General features: G+C 42.6%; 12 protein-coding genes and 1 pseudogene. 7 read left to right on the forward strand and 6 right to left on the reverse strand.

What is annotated here, in order from left to right:
* Positions 1-590, forward strand: a pseudogene (locus HWQ41_RS18280) (TIGR03032 family protein); the annotation flags it as partial.
* Between the two features lie 44 nt (positions 591-634).
* Here HWQ41_RS18280 and HWQ41_RS18285 read toward each other — a convergent pair.
* Together HWQ41_RS18285 and HWQ41_RS18290 are read right to left on the reverse strand one after the other, a co-directional pair.
* Entirely contained in the window at positions 635-4,582 is a 3,948-nt protein-coding gene (locus HWQ41_RS18285) for a helicase-related protein (RefSeq protein ID WP_292765674.1), read from the reverse strand.
* Positions 4,582-7,776 carry a hypothetical protein gene (locus HWQ41_RS18290; protein ID WP_292765676.1) on the reverse strand — a complete coding sequence of 1,065 codons (3,195 nt, stop codon included), beginning with the start codon at positions 7,774-7,776 and terminating at the stop codon, positions 4,582-4,584. The genes HWQ41_RS18285 and HWQ41_RS18290 overlap by 1 nt, the downstream gene beginning before the upstream one ends.
* Before the next feature lie 432 nt (positions 7,777-8,208).
* Between HWQ41_RS18290 and HWQ41_RS18295 the strand changes: the two genes are divergently transcribed.
* The gene (locus HWQ41_RS18295; RefSeq protein ID WP_292765678.1) at positions 8,209-9,405 is read left to right on the forward strand and encodes a transposase; all 1,197 of its coding nucleotides are present in this window, start codon (positions 8,209-8,211) and stop codon (positions 9,403-9,405) included.
* A 258-nt stretch (positions 9,406-9,663) separates the two neighbouring features.
* On the opposite strand, the gene HWQ41_RS18300 is transcribed toward HWQ41_RS18295, so the two are convergent.
* Positions 9,664-10,242, reverse strand: coding sequence for a Uma2 family endonuclease (locus HWQ41_RS18300; protein WP_292765680.1), 579 nt, complete (start codon positions 10,240-10,242; stop codon positions 9,664-9,666).
* Positions 10,243-10,768: 526 nt separating this feature from the next.
* On the opposite strand from HWQ41_RS18300, the gene purH reads away from it, so the two are divergent.
* Both purH and HWQ41_RS18310 read left to right on the forward strand, forming a co-directional pair.
* On the forward strand, positions 10,769-12,289 hold the full coding sequence (gene purH, locus HWQ41_RS18305) for a bifunctional phosphoribosylaminoimidazolecarboxamide formyltransferase/IMP cyclohydrolase (RefSeq protein WP_292765682.1): 1,521 nt from the start codon (positions 10,769-10,771) through the stop codon (positions 12,287-12,289).
* 2,002 nt (positions 12,290-14,291) lie between these two features.
* Positions 14,292-14,855 carry a DUF2808 domain-containing protein gene (locus HWQ41_RS18310; protein ID WP_292765684.1) on the forward strand — a complete coding sequence of 188 codons (564 nt, stop codon included), beginning with the start codon at positions 14,292-14,294 and terminating at the stop codon, positions 14,853-14,855.
* Between the two features lie 135 nt (positions 14,856-14,990).
* On the opposite strand, the gene HWQ41_RS18315 is transcribed toward HWQ41_RS18310, so the two are convergent.
* Positions 14,991-17,747 (reverse strand): CHAT domain-containing protein, encoded by a 2,757-nt coding sequence (locus tag HWQ41_RS18315; RefSeq protein WP_292765686.1) that lies wholly within the window; start codon positions 17,745-17,747, stop codon positions 14,991-14,993.
* 1,250 nt (positions 17,748-18,997) lie between these two features.
* Here HWQ41_RS18315 and HWQ41_RS18320 point away from each other — a divergent pair.
* Entirely contained in the window at positions 18,998-19,603 is a 606-nt protein-coding gene (locus HWQ41_RS18320) for a DUF1802 family protein (protein WP_292765689.1), read from the forward strand.
* A 376-nt stretch (positions 19,604-19,979) separates the two neighbouring features.
* Here the strand turns inward: HWQ41_RS18320 and HWQ41_RS18325 are convergent, their stop codons facing one another.
* Entirely contained in the window at positions 19,980-20,105 is a 126-nt protein-coding gene (locus HWQ41_RS18325; protein WP_292765691.1) for a hypothetical protein, read from the reverse strand.
* A 437-nt stretch (positions 20,106-20,542) separates the two neighbouring features.
* On the opposite strand from HWQ41_RS18325, the gene HWQ41_RS18330 reads away from it, so the two are divergent.
* Positions 20,543-20,806, forward strand: a complete 264-nt coding sequence (locus tag HWQ41_RS18330; RefSeq protein ID WP_292765693.1) for a hypothetical protein — start codon at positions 20,543-20,545, stop codon at positions 20,804-20,806.
* Between the two features lie 65 nt (positions 20,807-20,871).
* On the opposite strand, the gene ggt is transcribed toward HWQ41_RS18330, so the two are convergent.
* Positions 20,872-22,683, reverse strand: coding sequence for a gamma-glutamyltransferase (ggt, locus tag HWQ41_RS18335; RefSeq protein ID WP_292765696.1), 1,812 nt, complete (start codon positions 22,681-22,683; stop codon positions 20,872-20,874).
* A 488-nt stretch (positions 22,684-23,171) separates the two neighbouring features.
* Here ggt and HWQ41_RS18340 point away from each other — a divergent pair, with 488 nt between their 5' ends.
* A complete protein-coding gene (locus HWQ41_RS18340; protein WP_292765698.1) occupies positions 23,172-23,801 on the forward strand; it encodes a Uma2 family endonuclease in 630 nt (209 codons plus the stop codon).
* Positions 23,802-23,933 lie beyond the last annotated feature (132 nt).

Consider the following 23,933-nt stretch of genomic DNA (forward strand, 5'->3'; position numbering starts at 1 on the left):
GCTTCAATAACAACTATAAAATTGAACCGCAGATTTTTGATGTTTGGATGAGAATTCTCGCCGCAGTTCCAGGTAGTGTGCTGTGGTTACTTGTCAGATTCCCTGCTGCTGAGGATAATCTCAAAAGAGAAGCCCAAGCTAGGGGGATTAATAGCGATCGCTTAATTTTTGCCCAATATCACCCCAAAGCCGAACATTTAGCCAGACATCAATTAGCAGACTTATTTCTAGACACCTTTTATTATAATGCTCACACTACTGCTAGTGATGCTTTATGGGCAGGTTTACCAGTCGTTACTTGTATAGGAAAAACCTTTGCTTCTCGTGTTGCAGCTAGTTTGCTGACAGCAGTTGGTTTACCAGACTTAATCACTAATAACTTAGAGCAATATGAGCAATTGGCAATACATTTAGGCCATTCCCCTAGAGCATTGGATGAACTCAAACAGAGATTAGCACAAAATCGTACCACTTACCCCCTATTTGATACACCACGCTTTACCCGCAATCTAGAACAAGCCTACTTTGCTATGTGGGAGATTTATGGTGCTGGGAACCCGCCACAAACAATAGAGATATCCTTATTTTGATACTGACAAGGGGACTTTTAAAACATCCTCTAAGCTGACATTAACTATTTGTTATCTGCTTCATCTTCAAGCAGGATGGTGTTCAGAAGATTCAATTCACTGGATGTCATAAAATAGCGATCGCTAAAAACTGTTTCTAATTGTGTAAAAATCCGTCTACCTGCCACAGCTATCCAAGGAAATGTGCGATAGTGAGCAACTATGGGTATAATTAAGCCTTGAGGAGTTAGAGAACGTCCTAGCGCACTTCTCCAAGCTTGCGGATCTTCTAATACCTGTTGGCGGATGTCATCTTCTGATTGTTCATTCCAGAAATGGGGATAGTCTAGAGGTAAGCCAATAACTATGTTTTTAGTTTTTAATGCTTGACGTGTGGAAGATTCAATCACAAATCCCTCCTTTTCTCGAATCAATAGCTTATGGAGTTCGTTAGCAGGACGTTTGAGTTTTGAGGGAAATCCGAAATTTTTGTCTTCGGAAATCCGTTTTAGTAGTCCTAAAAGACGACTACTATTTTCTTTAATATCAGTTTTCCATGCTTCAAAGCTAAATATTTCTTCAGTTTGGCGATCGCTCCAATCTTCTATCCAGAAAGGGCCGATACAACTTAGACTATCTGGTATCTGTAATACATCGTTATCTAAAGATGGCAATAATCGGCTCGACATCCTAGAAACAGTTTTGGTCAAAGCTTGTAGGTTTTGATAATTTGCATAGGACTTGGCATTTATATCTAATGATTGACCTCTCAAGTCGAAGTGTTTAAAGATTTTTCCGATTAACTGATCTGCTTGGACCACAATAGCTTTAGCGTCTTGAGAGTGACTATCGCGGATAAAAACTTTAGCTTCCCGCAAGAAATCTAAGACATCATCAGACATTAAACGCAACAATTCTTCATCCCCAACAGAGCCAACTGGGACAAATGCAATTCGGTTTTTATTAAGTCCGGCATCACCTTTGATGCGGGTGTGAATTGTAGAGCGCAACATTACCAGCAAAGTCAATAAATCGCTTGACTGACGCAGCCATTGTCTTTTGCGGTCAATGTCCTCTCTTTCAATGATAAAATCATTGATCAGCATAACTAACCGTCTATCTTTGTGATCTCCAGAAACTTCCATTCCGGTTTCTGGATCTGGATACATTCCTCGACCCCGGTAAATTAATTGCGCGACTTCCATTAAAGCGGCTTCAATATTAAATCGGGGAATTGCGGCTATAATCCAATCTGTTTTCGGGAAAGAAACACCTCTTGCACCTGAAGAAGTCATGAGGAAAACTCGGATTTCATCCCGTCGTGGCGGCTTTACTAATTCCAGTCGCTGATTGGGTGGTACGCTTTGATCTAAAACCGCCACCTGTCCCTTGTTTACCAAAGCATCTTTACCAGTGGTCAATTTCTCCTGCAACTGACGTAAGAAAGCTTTATCCTGAGCAAAGAAAATCAACTGCTCTGCTCCTTGTTTTAACCCGCGCTCGATTTCTAAGTAGGCATTCGTCAGCAACTGCTCTTCTGATTGTTCTCGAATTGCTTGTCTAATTGTCTGCTCTGTGCCGTCACTGGTTAATCCGGGTTTAACGGGAGACAGCCTAATACTGTAGTCAATATCGAGTTTACTGGCGGGGTAACTATTTGTCATTATGTGGAGCGTTGGGTGTTTTCTGGGGCCGACTTTTGTAGAAGTGCCTGTCACCCGAAATGGTGCTTCACCTTGACTTTGACTGATTAATATTTTATCAGGGGCGCGATCGCCTGAACTTAAAAAACTATTCAAAACAATCTCATTGCCCAGTGAAGCATCGGCAACAATCAGCACAATCTTAAATGGAGAGGGAGTTGTATCAAACAGTTCAATAAACTGCTGTTGCAACCATTCTGCTAACTTATGGACAAAGGGCGCTCCTGCACCATCACCAGCGAGTTCATCTACCATGACAATTATGGTGGGAATTCGCGCTGCAAATGCTGAACGTTCATTTCTTCCCAAAGTAGTATTAGCTGGCTTTCCAAACAACTTACTGAATGCATCAACTGTGGTTGATTGGTCTAGCGCCCGATAACCTTGAATAGCAGCAGTCATTACTAGCTGATTAACCTGGGGGTTAGCTTCTAGCAATTTTCGGGCTGAGGTTGCTATGGTACGCAATACACCAGGACTCTTAAGCGATTCTACGCTATAATCCCGTTCGCTGAGACGGCGTTGAAACCGAGTAGAGCCGACTATGTTGCAATCAATATCATGTTCTTGTTCTGGAGTGAGGAAGAGGGTATTGCAATCAGGACGTGTGAGTTTTTCAAAGCCATCGACAACAACGGCACTATCAATATGGCGAGATGGAAAGCTGTTTTGCTGAACCTGTTGCTCATACCACTTGGAAGCTGCATCAATCAAATTTTTATTGCTGGTCAGGGTCAATATCCCAGTGGGATTACCGTTTTCTCTAGCAAGTTTGTCGGTAACATCCCGATTAATTACAACTCGCGGACTGAGATAGATAAACAAGAAGCCTTGAGATTGCTGCTTGAGAAATTTCATTACAGCAGTGGTTTTACCAATACCCGGATTACCTTCCAAAGCTATGACATTGATTTTACCTACTTGAGCAGCAGTCAGACCAGCAAAAACTGCTGCCTCGTGTACTTTTCGTAGAGGAATTGTTTCCTTGCCGGGACTGATTTGATTGATAAAATGAGCAATTTGTGTATTAGAATTTTCTCCAAAAAACTCAAATAATGCGTCGTTGTCTTCAACAGATGCGATCGCCTCAACCTTGCTAATTTCATCCATTGGGTTGTAGAATCCCTCTACATTCTCCTGAAAGAGAAAGTGCAGATATTGCCCTGGAGTTGGGTTTTCAGCTAGACGCTTTGCTTGTGCTTTGAAAACAGAGGGTAACGACCCGATAAGCTTCTTGAACACCAAACGAATTTCCGTCTCTATTGCGCTTGGTTCATCGTCGCTTAATTTCTGAGCCTGGCGATATGCTTGTCCCAATGATTTCATCAACTTGGCTCTAGGATCTGGTTCTAGTTCTTCACCCCAGAATTGAGCAGCAAGACTTTCAATACCATTGGATGTGACAGCGATCGCTCTCGCGTTACAATTTCCTTCTAAGCGCTTATGCAAGTACAACAGATGAATCAGGCGATGGGTATAAGATGATGCCTGACAGAGCTTAAATAATGGTTTATCTTGACCACTAAATGCTGATAAATGACTTTCCAGGTTTGATGAAGGCGAAAACTCTTCACCCTCAACCTCTGCACAAACCCTAGAGAATACCCCCCGTGATTCAATGTAACGCGCATAGCGATTCATTTCCTCTCTATGAGGGGCTTCAGTTTTAAAATCTGCAAATTTGATGGGTGCGTTATACGAGAATTCCAGGCAGAGAATTAAGTTCTCAATTTTTTTGCGTTTTGGGTCTTTTGGCTGGGAGAAGGCACTTTTACTGTCTTTGGGTGATATTAAATCCTTTGTTCCCCTGCGGGGGCTGGATTCGTTCGATAGCCATAAGAGAAAGTCGGCTCTAGCAGGTTGTCCTCGGTTTACTAAGTCCTGGTCTGGTTTTCCTGGTAGGTTGAAAGCTGCTTGAAATACTTTTGCTGTCTCTTCTCGTTCTTCATCGCGTTGCATTTGCTGTCCTGGCAGTGTCAACGGACACCAAATTGCTTCCAGTTTAGGTTTACTAATTTGACTGTGGTTGAGACATTCTCGCATCGTCGTCCAACCTAAACCATAGCCCAGTACCAGCAGATGACGCAGCATTGTCTTTACCCATTCTTTGGTATTGGGATCTGTCAATTGGAATTCTTTTACCAGTTGGTGATAGACATCTGCATTTTTGTGAGATTGCCAAGGCTGGAGAACTGGATGATCGTTCAAGACTAATTTTTGGTGAATCAACTGTTGTAGAACACCGCGTTTAACAGCAATTTCAAATACCTGTCCCCAGATAGAAGCTCGTTGTAGAAAAGATAACTCCATTACTTCCTCCGGTGCAGAACTTGAGAAACGTGGGTGAGTACAGCGCGATAATTAAGTAATACATCTCCTCTACGGCGAGTGTGGAGAACTTTTACTTCCCCAGCCCCTTCAACTGTAGTAGGCGATATCCAACTAAATGGGTCTAGTACTGGGATCAGTTGACCTTTTTGCACACCTCGTTCAGCTTCGATAAAATGCAAGCCCCGCAGCACAGCTAGTAAACAGTCATGAATAGGAGAGTCTAAATCGGGATTTATGAAATGCTGACGAGCGCGTTGAGTCGAATTAAGATCGCCAGCTTTTGCATCCGATACTAGGAAATAGATGCAGAAACCAGATTGTAGGCGATCTTCTGCTTGAATAGCATGAAGTGTGGCAAAAGTATAAACCGGAATCAAATCACGAAAGTAGTCTGCCCTAACGGAGCGTTGAAAGTCTGTATGGTCTACAGCTTGCAAAATTTCAAATGCGGCTTCATTGTATCCGCGATCGCGCAAGCGTGTAGCAGGAAATACATCCCGCACCATTGGGTAAATGTTGAGATCAGGAAAAGTTTCAAAGACTTCTTCTAAGAATTCTGTAGGTATTAAAGAAGAATTCTGATTTGCGGCTCGATTCATGCGGCGATCGCCATAGGCATGAGCTAATAAAATGATATGCTGACATCCTTGGGCTTTTAGGTAACGAATTTCTTCTTTGACTAGGCGTTGCGTTTTCAACTGTTCTGGAGAATCAATTACATCAGACTGCATCCGTTCTCGCTTCAGTTCATAACCTATAAACGGTTCACTAACGGCTGTGGCAATATAACTTTGAGTCAGCAAAAGATAAGCCTTTTCGTCTTCATTCTGAAAATTTCCCTCATTACAGGGACGAATAGCGTAGGAAATTAAACCAATCTTGGGGGCTGAATCGGAACCTGGGCTACTAATGCAAATTGGAAATGCACTTAACAGCGCCTTAAAAGTGCCGGACTTAATAAATTTTGTTGTATCAGTTTGTTTCGCCAGATTTTCCAGAATGAGTCCCTGCATTCGGATCGGGGTATCTTCAGCTAGTATGGCTTCCAAGGTTTGGGCAGCTGCATAAACATAAGCATCACCGCTCTTGTCCTTATCATCATTTAGTTGTTTTCCCGTTTCTTGCAGCCGCAGCATTAAGGTTGTAAAGTCAACCGATTTTTCTTGATCGCGTTGTTGCAATCGTCTAATGATACGCCACAAACAGCAGTAAACTAGCACAGCAAAAGCAGTAACGGCGGCTGCGTGATACTGCTTATTTTCCTCTGAGCCTTTTGTATCTGGTTGCCGCTTCACCGTTTTAACATCGTATTCCACTATGATGGCAGCTGGTAATACCCATCCGGCAGCTTTAGAAGCATTTCTCGAAAGTTCATAAGTCCATTGACGGTCTTCCTTTTGCCAAGAACGAGGAACCCAACAAACTTGGAGGAGTTTCTCCGGCAATAAACGCTTTGCCTCCAATTTACTGGGTGTGTCTTTAATTATTAAGTCGTATTCCGAAAGCTCGGCGGTAACTTTAACCGAGAATAGAAGTCCTGGTGCTGCTGGTTGTTCGCAAATTTCAATATGTTTGAACCATTCAACCTTTTCGCTGGAATTTGCTTGTGGCTCCACAAGCAAATTTCTCACACCTGGATCTGCTCCTTCTAATCGATGCCAATTAATGATGCTGCGTTTTACACAGATAAATTGTTGAGAGGAACGATCTTGAACTTGAGACATTACTTTTTGGCTCTTGTCACGCACTACTTTCATCAGAGCCTTTGCAATGGATTTCATTGACTGGGAGCGTTCCCGTAATTCGTCTAAAGTCTGGCTAATAGCTTCTTTTCCATTCGATTTAAGATTTGCCAACAATTGAAGCACCGAATTGGTGAGTGATTCTTCAGATAGCGATTCCTCTCCCTCCTTGGGGACAACAACTGTCAAAACGATAAGTTCAGCTAAACGACGACAGAGTACCCAAGGTTTTTGTGAGGAAGATTGATCATCACTCAGTAAATCTTCTCCAATTTGATCAAGTCGCGCTTCAAAAGCAGGTTTGCCTGATTCTGGATTTTGTCCATTGACTCGAAAACGGTAGCTTACCTCACGGTCAACTTGATTGTTAGTCTTTTGCTCGAAGATTTGGGTTTTAGACTCAGGCCAAACAGCCAGACAATAATAAAAGGTGGCTTGGTTCAGGTAATCCGATAAGTCAAATTCAGCAGCAATACCAAAATGAGCCGTTAAATCAACGGTATAGCCTACTTGTTTAGCAGATTTAACTACATTGAGTATTCGATTGACATATTCTGCTAAAAGTTGGTAGTCTTGATCGTCACTTGATCGGGCATTGTCTGCGATCGCTTCCATAATCCGAAAGCTAATTGTCAATCGGACTCGTGACAAGGCTTCATCGTCTAAAAAGTTCAAAAAACGCTGTATTTGACTATCGTATCGATTTTGTTCATCTTCCAAAGTTGCGATCGACGAAGCAACATCTTCTTCATTGTTGCCGCGTTGGTTTTCCAGATAGTCTGCGGCGGCTCTGCACATTTGCTCAAAATAATCACTATTCTCAACTCGTTCCCGTGCAGAGATAACTGTCGCCACAGACTTGTCAGATTTGTTAGCCTTACTATCTCCAGCTTGAAATGCTATAGGTACGAGGTTTGCAGTATTGGGCATATCCTGGAAAGACGTACCTGCACTTTTAGCAAGTTTTTTGAGTTGCTTATCAGCGTCATCTAACAGCAATGTCGATAATAAGCTGTCGGAAGGCACAGCAGTATTCAGCGCCTGGTCAATAGCAGCCATTAATTTATCTATTGCACTAGGTAACTTTTTGGCATTGCCATCACTTAAACAGCCGCCAACGCGTGACCTATTCCCGCGTCCTGGCATCGATAAGTTTTGAATAAACCCACCACCTTCAGCAGGTTTAAAAGCTTCTTTAAATTTAGGTTGTGAAAATAGCCGATACATAACGGCTGAAGTACGTGTTCTCAGGCGTTTATTTTTATCATCAAATTCAAACAGCTGCATCCCGCTAGGGTTTCGCTGGTCAGTATTTGCCTGATTACTACTAGGAGAAATAGCTTGAGTAAGTAATTCTATAAGTGTAGCGAGGTCAATAGAAGGCTTAAGGGAACGTGGATCAACTTGAGCGCCAGTACCTTGTGAAGGCATATTTTTTTCCTCAATAATTCAGTCTTACGACTGCTTCATTTGCTCGGACTTTACAGCCTCAGCAAATGGACTACATATTTTTATTAGCTTAAATGTGTCTAATCTGTCAAGACATTTATATTTTACGTTTATAATATTTTTTTTAAGAACTATTACACAAGCAACTCAGTCCGATGTTTATGTATTTTCTTGAATAAGGAAATTAATCCATATTAATTATTCTAAAAGTCTCAAATTATACAGTTAGTTGAATTTTTCATTTCTCTGTAAATTAAAATATAGCGTTAATCATACAAGGTACATCATAGCCCCCTCCTCGCTTGCGGGGAGGGGGTTGGGGCTGACAGGTGTAGGTTTATTACGTGGGTGTGAGTATTCACAACTAAAAACGAGAAAATCAAGCATGAAACCAGGTGTGTATTCAGAACTAAAATGCTGAAAAACAAGCATCTCAAAGAGTGGTCATGCATAGTTTCAAAGCAGATGCCACATTTATCAATGCCTCAAGCGATCGGGTTGGCAACGTGGAGCTTTGGCATGGTGATGATAAATTCAAGTAGCTTAACACAAGTATCAAGATTCATCGCCACAGTTAATGGCGAAAAACCAAACACAGTACGTCAGCGACTCAAAGAATGGTATCAGGAGGCAAAAGCCAAGAAAGGAGAAAAACGTTGTCATCTCGATGTCAACGGCTGTTTTGCACCATTACTGTTGTGGGTAATCCATCTTTTACCCAAAAGTATCGAAAAAATTGCTCTTGCACTTGATGCAACCAGCATTGGTGACAAATTCACTGTTTTATCGATAAATGTTTTGCTCGCAGGATGTGGAATCCCAGTGGCATGGTGTATTGTTCAAGCCACTGAACCTGGAAGTTGGAAACCACATTGGCAAAAATTAATCGAACACCTTAACGGTGTGATTCCTCAAAACTGGAATGTGATTGTCAGTGCAGACCGTGGACTGTATGCAGATTGGCTTTACCAACTAATTGTTGGTGCAGGCTGGCATCCATTGCTACGTATCAATCATCAGGGTACTTATCGAGTTCTTCCACAGACTCAGTGGCGACCGCTTGCAAATGTTCTTGGCGCTCCGGGACAATCATGGTCAGGTGGAGTTGCTTGTTTTAAAACCAACCCCCTTGAATGTACGTTGCTTGCTCGTTGGGATGTTGGCTATAAAGACCCGTGGTTGATCCTGACAGACATAGAACCAGAACAAGCTGATGCACTATGGTATGGTTTGCGTCCTTCCACCGAATGTGTTTATCGCGATATCAAATCTGACGGTTGGCAATGGCACAATACTCGTCTACTCTCACCACAACGTGCAGAACGGTTATGGTTAGCGATCGCAGTTTCAACCCTATGGATGGTCATACTAGGTGGTGAAGCTGAAAATCAATCACCTCTTCCAGACTTGGAACAACTTCCCAAAAAACATATTACCTTCTCAAAACCTTTCAACTCACGCCCACCTCGCCTTATTTCTTGTTTTCTTCTTGGCTTGCTCACCCTCATTGCTGATTTACTTAACGGTATATCAATTCATCTTCATCGCTGGAGTTCATTTCCTCCAACTCCTGTTGATGGATTTTATTACCCCAACTTCTCCTCATCGTAAAATACCTACACCTGTCAGGGGGGTTGGGGGTGGGGTTCTTGTCCCTCACTTAAGCGAGAACCGCTATAGATAAGAAAAATTTTGAAGAATAAGCTAACTTAATCGGCATTGAAGAGAAGTGCTATTCTACTAAGCAATACTACCAAGTTTATTTCTTGAAAATTAAGGGTTTCTGCTTTTTTTAGTGCCATTCGATTCAGGTTCTCAATTTTTTTTTCATTAGCAATACTTTAGATTATTCTGATTCCTAATGAAATTTTAGGGATTTAATCCAGCTCGTTGAAAGATTGCATGAGGGGTAATTTCCAATTCTGGTAGCAAATCATCAGTAATTACTTCATGAGAACGATAAGTAATCGGCAAGGAAGATGGCGCAAATACAGTTACAGTTCTAGCTTTTGTATCAACCACCCAAACACGAGAAACACCAGCTTTCAGATAATCAGTCGCTTTTTCGGCAATTTCACCAAAAATTTGACCAGGTGAAATGATTTCCATGACTAATTCCGGTGCGACAGGACAAGCTTCGTCTAATAGCCAATCAGCAGGAAGACGGTTATGAGAAATATAGGTCAGATCCGCTACAGGCATCCAATCTTGTTGATTTCGTGTTAGTTTAATTGCCCATTCAATCACAACTCGACCTTTTGCTTGTGCCCATACAGACAATAGTATAAATAAAGCACCAGTAGTCGAGCCATGAAAAAACTTTGCCCTGATTTCATTATCTTTATATTTGGGTACAGCTTCACCGTTAACAAACTCGTATGTAATATCTCCTTCGGGAAGTGCGAGAAATTCTTCTAGGGTTAGGCGTTGATTAGAAGACTGAACCATAGGTATTATGTGGGTAAAAGATGCTTATTTTTAGTTTAGGCGATCGCTAATATTAGAGACTAAGCCTACCTAGTCCTTATTTCCAGCATTTTCGACAGTGATTGATAGTTGTATCCAAGCTGACTCTGGGGGATGTAAGCGGGAGCATCTCAATGAGTGTAAAAAGCCTTGTAAAACCTCACCCCAACCCTCTCCTTGGTAAGGAGAGGGAGCAAGAGTTTAGTTTCTCATCTGGTATATTTGCTTTCACTGAGATGCTCCCGATATAAGCATATAAATTAATGTGAGTTCGATGAACCTCTCCCTCCCAGCCTCCCTCTCCGAAACGGAAAGGGAGGAGCAACGAAAAATTCAGCTTTTTGCTCCCCTCTGGGCGTCGGAGAGCATCGGTGAGAGGTCAAATAAAACTTGTCGAACTCACATCTTTTTACCGAGTCAATATTATTCGTCATGGTCTTGAACTGAACCAAGGCTTGTGTAAAACTTGAGATCCTTCGCTTCCAGCCTACTTTTAAGGAATTGATCAATGGCGCGTCTAGCCCTGCTGAGTGTATCTAACAAAACTGGTATAATTGACCTAGCCCGTAGCTTGGTGGAAGAATTTAACTTTGATTTAATCAGCAGTGGGGGAACAGCCCGAGCAATCAAAGATGCGGGACTCCCTGTTACCAAAGTTGCAGATTATACAGGTTCACCAGAAATTTTAGGTGGTCGAGTCAAAACCCTACATCCCCGGATTCACGGCGGGATTTTGGCGCGGCGAGATGTTCCCGAAGATATTACAGATTTAGAAAATAACCAAATTCGCCCGATTGATTTAGTGGTGGTGAATCTATATCCTTTTGAAGAAACGATCGCTAAACCAGGGGTAACATTATCCCAAGCTGTTGAACAAATTGATATCGGTGGGCCAGCAATGCTACGGGCATCATCGAAAAACTTCGCCCATCTCGCTGTATTATGCGATCCAGTACAGTATGACGAGTATTTGCAGGAATTACGCCAAAATAACGGCGAAGCATCCCTAGAGTTTCGCCAAAAGGCGGCTTTAAAAGGATTTTCGCACACTGCTAGTTACGATCAAGCGATCGCATCTTACCTGGCAGGAACACAAGATTACACCCTTAGCGGTACACAATTACAATCTCTGCGTTACGGCGAGAATCCCCATCAACCCGCCGCCTGGTATCAAACTGGTACTACCCCAACGGGATGGGCAGCTGCGACGAAACTGCAAGGCAAAGAACTTAGTTACAATAACTTAGTTGATTTAGAAGCCGCACGCCGAATTATTGCTGAATTCATTGATACTCCAGCAGCAACGATTATCAAACATACAAATCCCTGTGGTACGGCATTGGGAAGTACTATTTCCGAAGCGTATCAAAAAGCTTTTAACGCTGATTCTACTTCTGCCTTTGGTGGCATTGTCGCACTCAACCGCCCGATTGATGCGGCTACAGCTAGTGAGTTAACCAAAACATTTTTAGAATGTGTGGTTGCACCCAGTTATGATGCCGAAGCTCAAGAAATCCTGGCCAAAAAATCCAACGTGCGGGTTTTGACTCTAGCTGATTTGAGCAGTGGCCCTAAGGATACAGTGAAAGCGATCGCAGGTGGTTTCCTCGTGCAAGCTAGCGATGACGTGATTGCTGACACCAATCAATGGCAAGTAGTCACCGAACGTCAACCCACCGCTAGCGAATTAGCCGAATTGCTGTTTGCTTGGAAAGTTTGCAAACATGTTAAATCTAATGCCATTGTTGTGACGAGCGATCGCACTACACTAGGAGTAGGTGCTGGTCAAATGAACCGCGTCGGCTCAGTTAAAATTGCCCTAGAACAAGCTGGAGAAAAAGCCAAAGGTGCAACCCTAGCCAGCGATGGATTTTTCCCCTTCGATGATTCAGTCAGCACAGCCGCAGCAGCAGGAATTACAGCTATTGTCCAACCAGGGGGAAGTTTGCGCGATAAAGATTCAATCAAAGCTGCTAACCAACTGGGTTTGCTGATGGTCTTAACTGGTATACGTCACTTTTTACACTAAATCATTGTCCGTAAGGTGTGCAGTTTTGAAAGTGTCACATAATTTACTTGCTTTTTGATGGAATTAGTGATATGTTTTAGTCGTGTGTGAGGAGCAAGTTAAAAATAAAGAGCGCCTGGGGTGGAAACACGGCAACACTCCCAAGCGCTTTTTAATTTTTCAGAAATTGGATTGCTTGTGCAATTTTGAAAGTTAAATCAATATACTTCCCATTTGATAGAAGTAGTGATATTGTTTATTTGTGTGTGAGGAGCAAGTTGAGAATAAGAAATGCCTGGGGTGGAAACACGGCAACACTCCCAGGCATTTTTTAATTTGCATTTCCAAAAGTTTTGGCAACAAATGAATCGGCTGTAGGGACGTACAGATGTACATTGGTGTCAACTTAAGTTAAAACCCTTTTAAAACCTCGTTTCCAGCCTCTGGCTGGAAATGCAAATCAAAAGCGGCTCTGCCGCTAGCAAGGGAGGCGGCAGCCCCAACGACGGGCGTTCCCAGTCTGACACTGGGAACGAGATAAGAGATAATCTCTAAAAGCTCCTTCTAGACTTGCTTTTACCTTAAGTTGACACGTATCACAGATGTACGCCCCTACCAACGTATTTTTAGCAGGAATTTAGTGAAATGGTATCAGAAATTAAATTGGCGGTGCAGTTCTGAAAGTGGCACTCACTATACTCACCTTTTGATTGAAGCAGTGATACTATTTACTTGTGTGAGGAGCAAGTTAAAAATAAAAAGCGTTTGGGGTGGAAACACGGCAACACTCCCAGGCGCTTTTTAGTTTGTATGCACAAAAAACTCCTTGCAGATTCGCTGGAATAATTGAGATAATCACCTACAGTTGAACGCACCGCCAACTATAGCGTTTCCTAATCATATAAGGTACATCATAGTCCCCTCCTCGTTTGCTCTTAGGGGGTTGGGGGTGGGCTTCTTGTACCTCACTTAAGCCAGAACCGCTATAAACTAACTGGCGTTATTGTCGGGGAAACTTTGCGCCATATAGCTTGATGACTAGATAACGTTCCCAGGTACACTGGCGTTCTCAGCGAGTCGTACAAACTTTTGTCTACGGAAATCCTAGAAAAACTAGCAATTTTTACGAAAGATGAGATTGGCTTTCGCTGTAGCCTTTAGATTTATTGTGAAGATTCAGGCGATTGCATGGACTATAGCGACAAAGCTTGTTTAATCGCAAACATTGTTGATCAGGTTTGGGACTCAGAAGAGTTTGATTTTCACGCACTATCAGAATAAGTAGGTAGGCACGAATTAATCTAACTATGTAACAAAATGTAAAACCGTTAAAGTCCTTGTGATTGCTTCTCTACGAGACGCTACGCGAACGTTACACTCCGTTTCACTCGCAATGACATACTTGTAAATTTTCCCACCTACTTACTTAAAAGGAAAAGCTAAATCAAATCTTTGAGCATTTTTATTGTATTTTTAGGGAAAATAACTAATCTAAACCTGCTAATTTTGTGTATTTTGAAGGAATTAAATCATCATAAATCAGTGTATTTTGGTAACTTAATTTTCTAATTATAAATTCAGTAACATTATTGATATGTAATTCAATTGATAAATTTACTGCCGTGTAAAATTATCGATTTTTCAGATAATTTACTATTTTAAACTACGGCAAGTCTATCGATTTATAGATGCATGAAACTATTTAAACTACGACAAACGTATCAATGTATGGGTGTTTATGTGTAGTCAAAGCCCGGTAAAATCATCGACTTTGGAGGGAATTTACTAATAAAAATCCCGGCAAAATTACTAGTTAAATTTAATTTGTTTTATTCCTGGACAACTTGAAATCGCGTGCTAGAATTACAGCAAAACTGCCTAATAAATAGTGGGTAAACTTGATTACAGTTGTTAATTTTAGAGACTGTAGTAATTCATTTTATCACGATGAAGTATGGGCATTTGAAACAAGACTCGAGAATTTGAGTCCCAGATAAAAATCACTGAGGTAAAAATATGAATTATGAAGTACGTTACTAGTTTTTTTCGTACTCTATTTGTTGTTAGCACTGGATTATATTTACTGCCTCATTCGGTAGCCAATGCAGTTACCTTAAGCAATGGCACGATCGCCTTTGTCGAACCACCGCGTTTAGTTAGTGCCAGCACTCCATACAGCAATACAAGTGTTCCGAATACGACGTACTATTTCACTCTGGAAGTGCCAGCAACGGCTGGGGAACCGTTGCAACAAGTTACCTTTAACCAGATTGAGGGGAGTGAAGATATTGAATTCAATCAGAAAGATACTTTTGCCTTTGAAGGCACACGCAATCACCAAGGTTCAAAGTTGGCACTTAAAGCTGTGAAAGGTAACGACAAACAGCAGGCTATCACAGTAACCTTTGACACTCCCATATCACCAGGTAAGACGGTTACTATTGGTCTGAAAACTTACTACAATCCTTTTGATGATGGCGTCTATTTATTTGGCATTAAGGCTTTTCCCTCTGGTGAGAAAACTGCTGGCCAATTTCTCGGCATTGGACGCTTTCAATTTTACGGGCTAACGGCTACAGAGTACTAATTTTATCTAACCTATAAGAATCCGGTTTGATTCCTGAATTTACTTGCGTGGGCAGGGAACAGGGAAGAAGGGATAGATCGGTACTGAGTCTTGTTCAGATTCTCTACCGACCGTCCCCAGTCCCGAATCCCCAAATTATAACCAATTGCCAATCAACACATAAGCAGACCAAAAGCTTGGTGCCTTGTAGTTAGGATGTTTCAGCAGTTGTAGCTGGGCACGGTGGATAGCTTTGGCTTTGCTGATTTTGCCACTCTTGAGTTCTCGATAGAAGGCACTAACAAACATTGCCGTCGATTCATCATCAATCTGCCACAGGGAGGCGATGGTACTGCGTGCCCCAGCTCGTACAGCTGCTCCTGCCAAACCGAGTGCTGCACGGTTGTCTCCTGTTGCTGTCTGGCAAGCACTCAAGACTAATAATTCTACTATGGTTTTACCCTGGCTGCGGAAGAGAGTATCAAAATCCTTGACATTGATCTGACCATCGAAATCCAAAATAAAAGTGTCTTCAAGGCGGGAACTAAACTGACCGTGGGTTGCTAAATGCACTATGTTGAATGAAGCAGCACCAATTTCACTCTCTAAATTCTTTTTCTTAAAATCTCCATCTATTAGGCTAGTTGTCGAGACTCCTGCTTTGCTAATGCCGTCGAATTCAGATTTGATCGCAAGCAACGGTGCAAACTTGGAAAACCCTGGCGGCGGCTGAGTTAGTCCTGCGGTTAATGCTCTTAGCTGCTGTTGTACCAGTGGTTTAGGGTCGAGGAGTTGCAGACCCACGCTCAGGGCGATCGCATATTTCTCTACCAAGTATTGCTTACCATCGTAGAGAGCTGCCATTGGTAAATTGCGTAACGGGCCATCCAGGACGAACACTAGGGTATCTACCCCACTTTTTTGCAATTCTGACTCAATGGGTTTGAGCAGCCAGTTGTAAACTTGGTGTGCTTGAGTTTGGACGGCTTTGGTAGCGGTGGGATTGACAAGATTTTTTCGCAGTTTTACTAACAGTTCCTCCACTTCTGTGGGGGAAATCTGAGTACTGTAACTTTGCAGGGGTTGTTTGGGAATTTTGACAATTACCTGGAGTTCGTCAGGAAGAATAATCGGATAAAGGATGGCAGCCGTAGGATTATCTTTGTCTACCACTTGATCGAGGGCTACTCTCTGACCTTGCAGGCAAGCTTCTCGGAAGAAGTCGTCCAATTCTGCTAGTTGGAGTGCTTCAATCCGCTGGCGTGCTTTCTCCAATATTTTTTCATCTGGTTTTCCTTGTTGGGATTTCAGCAGTAACTCTACTGACTGACGGTAGACGGGTTCTACGCTGTCCCGGAAGTTGAATTGCACATCCTGGTTCACTACGTCCTTATTGACTACTAAATCTCTGCGGAGAAACTGGAGAGTGTTCACAGCAGCATCATATGCCGCGATCGCACCATTAATATCTTTTTGGGCCCAGAGCAATCTACCTAACTGCCACTCCAAGGTATAGGTAATTTCTGGTGCATTGCTGCTCTGTGCCAAAGCTAATCCTCGCCGGGTAAGGTCTTGCGCCTCTGACCACTGTTTGGTATCTTCGTACAAGCCGCCTAAACTCTTCAGAGCATAGGCTTCTGCCCGCCTGTCCCCTAAACTGCGGGATTGCTGGATAGCCCTGGCGAGTAATACTGCTGAGTCTTTTGTGCTGAATCCTGAGTAGTAATTCTGACTTGATGCTTGCAATACACCACTGTTGACTTTTGTTAGACTTTGTGAAAAGTTAACCTGAGCGTAAATACTAGCACGGCTGAGGGGGAGTTGGTGGAGTTGGGACTCAATCAACGGCAAGAGAGCTTGAACCTCTGCCCATTGTTGATCTTCAATGAGTAGGCTCAGTTGATTCAGTTGGGCTTGGACTTTTGTCAGGGGTGAGGGAGATACTTCAACTGTTTGTTGATAATAGGCGATCGCCTTTGCTGTATCCTGTTGTTTACGGGCATTATTCCCCAGGCTGAACAGACTAGCCGCAATATCAGCGTTTGATTGCAGATTTCGAGCAATCATCAGACTTTCTTGTAACACCTGGCGTGACTTTTTGAAATCGCCCAATACCAAAAGGGCATCACCAAGCGATCGCAAACTCACTGTCTTTTCTATAGAGTCTGGTTGAGATTTTAACTTCTGACTAACCTCTTCGAGGGTTTTGACAGACCGAGGGTAAAATCCTTGGGTTCGCCACGCCTGTGCTTGATTGATTAGCGATCGCACCACGCCGCTTTTATTATCTGCTTGCTTGTAAATTTCTTCCGTCTGCCGCCAAGTTGCTAAAGCCGCCTCGGCCTGTCCCATTGTCAGTTGGAGACGACCTTGAATATCCAGTGATTGGGCAAATATTTGCAGATTTTCGTTTTCATCCTGTCCTTTGAGCAAATTTAAGCTCTCTGTAATTGCCTGCTGTGCCTGACTCCATGCACCGAGTTGCTGGTAAGCTAGGGAAAGATTACTCAGTGTCGCTGCCAGTCTGACGCTCTCCCCTTGCTGCTTATATGTTTGGACAGCCTGTTGTAACACTTCTACCGCCTTGGCAAAGTTTCCAGTATTGTATAAAACTTTGCCCTGTTGTAGTAGTGAGGCGGGGTCAGCGGCCACAGCCAGCAACGTCAAACTGTTAATTGGTAGTTGGGATGAGAAATTAATTGAGCCAGGAACTTTTGCCAGCACGGGTGAACCAAGGATGCATAGCAAAGCGATCAGGAAGTACAAAGATAAACGTAAAAACTGAGCCAGCGTGGTCTTCTCCCAACGCGAAGAAGCGTTTCGTAGAGAAGGGGAGCCACGCCCTGGCTGCTTTTGCCTTTTAACTTTTACAGAATTCGCGCCAAAAATCCTAGTTGTTTTAGTCATAAGCATGACAAAAGGTAAGTGATAACCAGGAACGCACAGGATTAACTGTAGGTGTTTGGGCTATCAGGGTAATGTTACCATTCGTATCCATTACTCATCCTTAAGCTTCCACAATCTTAGTTATAGCGGTTCTCAATTGCATGGAATACAGACCACTCGTCGGGATGCAGAATCGTAAAATCGGAGGTTGGGTTGAGGAATGAAACCCAACATTTTCAGTGGTTTGTTGGGTTTCACTTCCCTACGGGACGCTGTTCGCGTTCGTTCAACCCAATCTACGTAGTTTATGGTTTTTGACGCTAAGTAGCTGGGCGAAATTAAATATAAAATGTCATTGCGAGCGGAACGCAGTGGAGTGAAGCAATCGCAAGGACTGAGATTGCTTCACTTCGTACCCTACGGGTTCTCCAAAGGAGTACGCAATGACAAACTATCTTATATTTATTTAGAACCAAGCGTATTGATAAAATGCCAAAAACCTGGTCGAGGTTGACCAGGTTTTATCGAGTTCACAGGTTTCAAATTGTTAAACTAATTAAGTAATTGAAAGTTAATAACTAGGGTGGACTAAACAACGAACAAACTCAGCATCCTTGGTTTTTCCGCTTTGGGATTTGGCTTTGCCTTCTACATTAGGCTTTTTACCACTTCTATATTTGATATGCTGAAATTTGCTTGGGCTGATGACAAGGGGACACTAAGTCATTGACCCTGTTTGTTAGGTTTTATTTTGTTTGATGTCCTACTATTTAAGTTATCACTTAGTTTGTGAGCTGCAACCCTTAGTTTACTAAAATTGACGTTTTGTTAGATTTTGCAATCTAGAACCATAAATTTGATCCCTAACTCTCTTTTTAAAAGAGTTGAAGGGATCTTCGAGAGAACAGCATGGCTAACTAAACTGCATTGTCACCAATTCCACATAATTGGACTGTTATAGGAATCGTAAATTGTTTTTGAAAAAACCTCAGTAGTCTTGTAGGGTGTGGTTCAAAAATCAAATACTAGTCCTATATAAGGATAGGTGTGATTTGGACATCAGAAATACCTAGCGTAGGCGTAGCCCGCACTTCGACTCTTCTCTACAAGACGCTACGCATAGCTTGCTTCCACAAAGTGGTACGGTAGAGCTACGGGCAGGCAAGCTCAGTGACCATCGTAGACATCGCTTTTCCATAACTGTTTCCTAATTCATTCCCTTGGACAGGTGCATACTTTATCGGTTTTAGCTTGAAATTAAATCAGAGTTACAGTAGATGCTGATGGAATTGACTACAACTTTTCATGCTCTCAAAGAATGGGCAGTCGCCGTAAATGCCTTGGAAAGTGGCAAAACAATTATGTTGCTCCGCAAAGGTGGTATCCATGAACGAAATGGACATTTCCAAGTTGCCCACAAGGAAATTTTGCTTTACCCTACTTACGAACATCAACAAGCTTTCATGCTGAAAGCTGAGTATGCCAATCGTGTTTATCCAGTAACATCAGGTTGGCATCCAGAGACAGTTCGCATCGGCAGTTGGGCTGAAATTACCGATATTTTGCCAGTGAGGGACGAGTCTATTGTCAACACTTTACTTCCCTTCCATATTTGGAACGAGCATTCTATTAGCGATCGCCTCAAATGGAAACCACGTCAACCGCTTTATATTCTTCTCCTGCGGACATATAAACTACCCCAAGAGCAAGAAATTCCCTATTACGCCAAATACGCTGGCTGTAAGTCATGGATTGATTTAGATCAACCAATTCACTTGCAAGCAGCAAAACCAGTTTTATCTAACTTTGCATACACCCAACTAGTAGAGACAATTCGCGGGATTGTCGGCGATAAGTTGTATGCTCCATCTCCATCCTTCTAATAACTCAAGTTGCTGCCCAGAACCCCGACTTCTTCAAGAAGTCGGGGTTCTAAATCTAACTTAAGTAAGTGACATTCCACCCCAATACGGTTCGGATAAGACACGATCCCCCCAACCCCCCTTAAAAAGGGGGGGCTAAAAATCGCTTTATTTCCCCCTTTTTAAGGGGGACTAAGGGGGATCTTTAAAGCCTATGCACCTTAACCGAACCGTATTGCATTCCACCCTACAGTAATTTTATTTTTACTACTCAATTCAATTATTCTCTAAGTCGCTACTCAATAATTTCGTCATATTAATTGGTGTCGTCTGCCTGCAATTCTTTCATCTCCACCAACACATCCGCCAAAGTTTTTTCATCTAGCCATTGATGGCGTTATTTAGTGTCATCTCCTTTACCAGGACTGAAATATTGAATAAACCGAATAGTATCGGCAACTCCCAGAGAATTGATTAAGGCATCGTAGCCCTGTTTGATAATTTCATTTTGGGTTTTGATCATTGTTTTCCTCGGCTTGTATTACTTCTGCTAGCCATTGAACAGGGTTATTAATCAATACATTAATTAATTGAGAGTTTTTTTGGGCTTTTTTGAAGACTCTATCATCTGTAATCTGCGCTTATATATGTAAACAGAAAAACAAATAGTTTGATTGCGAAACTCAGTCAAAACAGTAGTTATTGTTACACCCATTCATCAAAAGCGCGGATAACATTAGAAAAATCTCCCCTAGAAGCAAGGTGAGGCAAAGCTGTTTATCTTTGTGTCCTACTAGCAGCTTTCTCAGGGTATGACTTGTTAAGTAATTATCCTGTAGTGGATAAAACCTAATTACACTTTGTCTAAAGTATTAGGCAAAAAATTACTCCACAAGGTCAGAAATTACTTGACAAACGCCTGCTATTATGCATCTTTAACTAAAAGCAAAGGAGTTTGCAATGCATCGACAAATGTGCTGGTTATCTAAGTCTGGTGGCGACGGAGAGAAAATTTTGTATTTGCAGACAGAACCCAATCAGCCTTGGCGTCCCTACACAGCTTTTGGACATTTTGCAGTCCCAGATTATAAAATACAAGGTGGTTCTAAAGGTTGGGCAACTTATCAAAAACTTCTCAAAGCGGGCTGGACACTAGTACCTAGCACACGGGCAAACGAGTTTGGCAGCAGCAGCTACGCAGAGTCAACAATTCAAAATCAATAGCCATTGGTCATTTGTCATTAGGAGTTATTATTTTCTCGTTGTCCCCCTTGTCTCCCTTGTCTTCCTCACCACCCTTTGGGGGAACCTTCACCGCGAGGATCAGCAGCCCCTTCTAAAGTTCCATCGGCTGTAACTGCGATCGCATTACCATTACCCCAAGGGGCAGTTTCCTTTATTTTATGCCCTCGACGGCGTAAGTCTTGCATAGTCAGAGCATCCAAGCCCCAAGATTCGACGCGCAACTCATCTGGAAGCCATTGATGATGTATGCGTGGCACAGAAATAGCTGCACCAACATCCATGTTGTATTCCAGCACATTCAGAATCACTTGCAAAACCTGGGTGATGATGGTGCTACCACCAGGCGCACCTGCTGCCATGCGGAAATGACCATTTTCTGTAACAATTGTGGGAGTCATGCTGGATAAGGGAGTTTTGCGGGGCGCAATGCTGTTGGCATCATTACCAACTAAACCAAAAGCATTAGGCACTCCTGGCGCAGAAGCAAAATCATCCATCTCATTGTTGAGGACAATCCCAGTTCCCGGTGTCACCACACCAGCACCAAAAATGAGGTTAATCGTGAAAGTCAGACTCACGGCGTTGCGTTCTTCATCCACAACAGTAAGATGGCTGGTTTCAGGAGATTCATGCCGAGTCGCGTGCAGCTTGAGAGATTGATCAGATAACGGGATGATATTTTCTCTCAAACTCTGATTATTAGCTTGACTAAAACGTTGTAGTGTCTCTTTGTCTACTGGCTTGACTTCAGTCGAGGGTCTAGCCACTTGCATATTAATTTCTTGACGGCGTTTTTTGGCGTAAGCTGGACTGAGCAGTTCTTGTACAGGGACTTTGACAAAATCAGGATCGCCTAAATATTGTGAGCGATCGGCGTAAGCAATCTTCATTGCTTCTACCATTAAATGTATTGCATCGGGATGATGCCATCCTAAAGATTTTAAATCAGTGTCACCCATAATATTTAAAATCTGCAATAGGTGAACGCCTCCCGATGATGGTGGTGGCATTGAGCAAATTTTAGCTTTGCGAAAGTTTCCACAAACGGGAGTGCGCCAGATTGGTTTATAGGCTTTGAGGTCTTCTAGAGTAATTAAACCACCATTTTTTACCATATCAGAAGCGATCGCCCGAGCAATACTTCCGGTGTAAAAACTTTGGGGATTTTGGGCAATTGCTGTTAAAGTGCTTGCTAAATCACGCTGCACCAACTTGTCCCCTGGTTGATAAAATTCGCCATTGTGAGTGAAAATTTCTCGCCCGGCGGGATTGTTGAGAATTGCTTGCTTGGAGGATTGGTTTGTTTGCAGAGAACGCCAAATTGGCGCATCGCCAATCACAAAGCCATATGCAGCGAGTGCGATCGCAGGTTTCATCACCTCTTGCCAAGAGAGTTTACCATAGCGACGATGCACTTCATAAAGTCCCGCCACTATTCCTGGTGTCCCTACTGCCAAATAACCATTAATACTTGCATTTGGGCGCACCTTTCCTTTTGCGTCCAGATACATATTTCTTGTGGCTTTTAGGGGTGCGCGTTCGCGGAAATCTAACGCTTTCATCTCGCCAGTTTTCTCAGAGTGCATCAGCAAAAATCCGCCGCCACCGATTCCCGCCGAAAAAGGCTCAAGTACAGAGATTGCAAAGGTTGTAGCTACGGCTGCATCCACTGCATTACCACCTTTGCGTAACATCAAAATTCCCGCTTCACTTGCTAGGGGATGGGCTGAAACCACCATTCCCTTTTTGCTGCGTAGGGGTAAAGTTAAGGCGGCTGATGCGACTTGGCTGTAAAGTAAGACGGTGAAAGAAAAGATGGCGATGGCAACCCGTTTTGATTTAGCAACAGTAAGCATTTTTATGCCATTTTGTTTGATATTTCTTAGCCTACCGTTAAGGTGTGCATTTTATACACATTTTTCTCAAATAAATAGCTGAAATAAAGGAAACTGTAGACATTAAGAGGGAACAGGGAACGGGCAACAGGCAACAGTTCGATACCCCATAATTAAAATTAGGGGATTTGAATAATGACGCATTGAAACATCGTAGCTTACGCCATCTCGGTTCAAATATTTTTATCTCTTTTCATAAATAAATTTATTGGCTCTTAAACCCTATATTCGGGGTTAATTCTTTTTTCTGTTCCCTGTTCCCTGTTCCCGCCCCGTTGGCGCAGCCTCTCTAAGAGTTGGGGCTTGGTAAAGGAGATATTAACAGAAGTTGAATTATAATAATCTTCTTATACCATTTCACTTTAATAATGATACAAATACGTTGGTAGGGGCACAGCAATGCTGTGCCCCTACAAGAAACTATTCGACAATTAGTGAAACAGCCGAATATGGATACCGTAATTACCCCAGAAAGAATTGAGTTGCCACCTGGCGCAGTGTTGAAACTTTTAGGAGACTGGCAAGACTATCAAGTATTGAGTCAGCAACTAGGCGATCGCTCCTCGCCTCGCATTAAATATCGAAGAGGGGAAATTTTACTGATGGCACCGCTACCAGAGCACGGAAGAGATGCGAGTTTGTTGGCAGATATTGCTAAGGTTTTGCTAGATCATTTAGAGCAAAGATACGATTCATTTACGCCCATCACCATGAGCTTACCAAAAGTTAGTGGTATTGAACCAGACTATTGCTTTTACATTGAAAATTGGAGAGCAGTAGTAGGCAAAAAAAGAATTGATTGGGAGTCAGATCCACCACCAGATTTAGCAATTGAAATAGATGTGACAAGCTACACCGACATTAATGATTTCTTGCCTTATCGAGTGCCAGAAGTCTGGATATTAAAGAGTAATCGGTTATTGATTTATAGATTGCAGGCAGAAAGTTATGTGCTTACAGAAAGCAGCTACTTTCCTAACGTCAGAGAAATTGTGCAGCAATGTCTCCAAATGGCCAATGAGCAAACAACAAGTGAAGTCATTAGGTGGTTAAAGAACTTTTTGCGTGGACAACAGTAAACAGGAAAAGCGATCGCTCGTTTGTATGCAATATACTCACTCTGACCTCTCTCCAAACCTCTCTCCTAAAAGGAGAGAGGCTTTGAATCTTACTCCCCTTCCCTTGTAGGGAAGGGGCTGGGGGTTAGGTCT

This window comes from Nostoc sp. NOS(2021), from assembly GCF_017115025.1.
Taxonomy (GTDB): Bacteria; Cyanobacteriota; Cyanobacteriia; order Cyanobacteriales; family Nostocaceae; genus Nostoc.

What these genes read in the sequence shown, in the direction of transcription:
- HWQ41_RS18285 (WP_292765674.1), bottom strand. Translation starts at nt 4,582, where the DNA reads ATGGAGTTATCTTTTCTACAACGAGCTTCTATCTGGGGACAGGTATTT.
- HWQ41_RS18290 (WP_292765676.1), bottom strand. Translation starts at nt 7,776, where the DNA reads ATGCCTTCACAAGGTACTGGCGCTCAAGTTGATCCACGTTCCCTTAAG.
- HWQ41_RS18295 (WP_292765678.1), top strand. Translation starts at nt 8,209, where the DNA reads ATGCTGAAAAACAAGCATCTCAAAGAGTGGTCATGCATAGTTTCAAAG.
- HWQ41_RS18300 (WP_292765680.1), bottom strand. Translation starts at nt 10,242, where the DNA reads ATGGTTCAGTCTTCTAATCAACGCCTAACCCTAGAAGAATTTCTCGCA.
- purH (WP_292765682.1), top strand. Translation starts at nt 10,769, where the DNA reads ATGGCGCGTCTAGCCCTGCTGAGTGTATCTAACAAAACTGGTATAATT.
- HWQ41_RS18310 (WP_292765684.1), top strand. Translation starts at nt 14,292, where the DNA reads ATGAAGTACGTTACTAGTTTTTTTCGTACTCTATTTGTTGTTAGCACT.
- HWQ41_RS18315 (WP_292765686.1), bottom strand. Translation starts at nt 17,747, where the DNA reads ATGCTTATGACTAAAACAACTAGGATTTTTGGCGCGAATTCTGTAAAA.
- HWQ41_RS18320 (WP_292765689.1), top strand. Translation starts at nt 18,998, where the DNA reads ATGCTGATGGAATTGACTACAACTTTTCATGCTCTCAAAGAATGGGCA.
- HWQ41_RS18325 (WP_292765691.1), bottom strand. Translation starts at nt 20,105, where the DNA reads ATGATCAAAACCCAAAATGAAATTATCAAACAGGGCTACGATGCCTTA.
- HWQ41_RS18330 (WP_292765693.1), top strand. Translation starts at nt 20,543, where the DNA reads ATGCATCGACAAATGTGCTGGTTATCTAAGTCTGGTGGCGACGGAGAG.
- ggt (WP_292765696.1), bottom strand. Translation starts at nt 22,683, where the DNA reads ATGCTTACTGTTGCTAAATCAAAACGGGTTGCCATCGCCATCTTTTCT.
- HWQ41_RS18340 (WP_292765698.1), top strand. Translation starts at nt 23,172, where the DNA reads ATGGATACCGTAATTACCCCAGAAAGAATTGAGTTGCCACCTGGCGCA.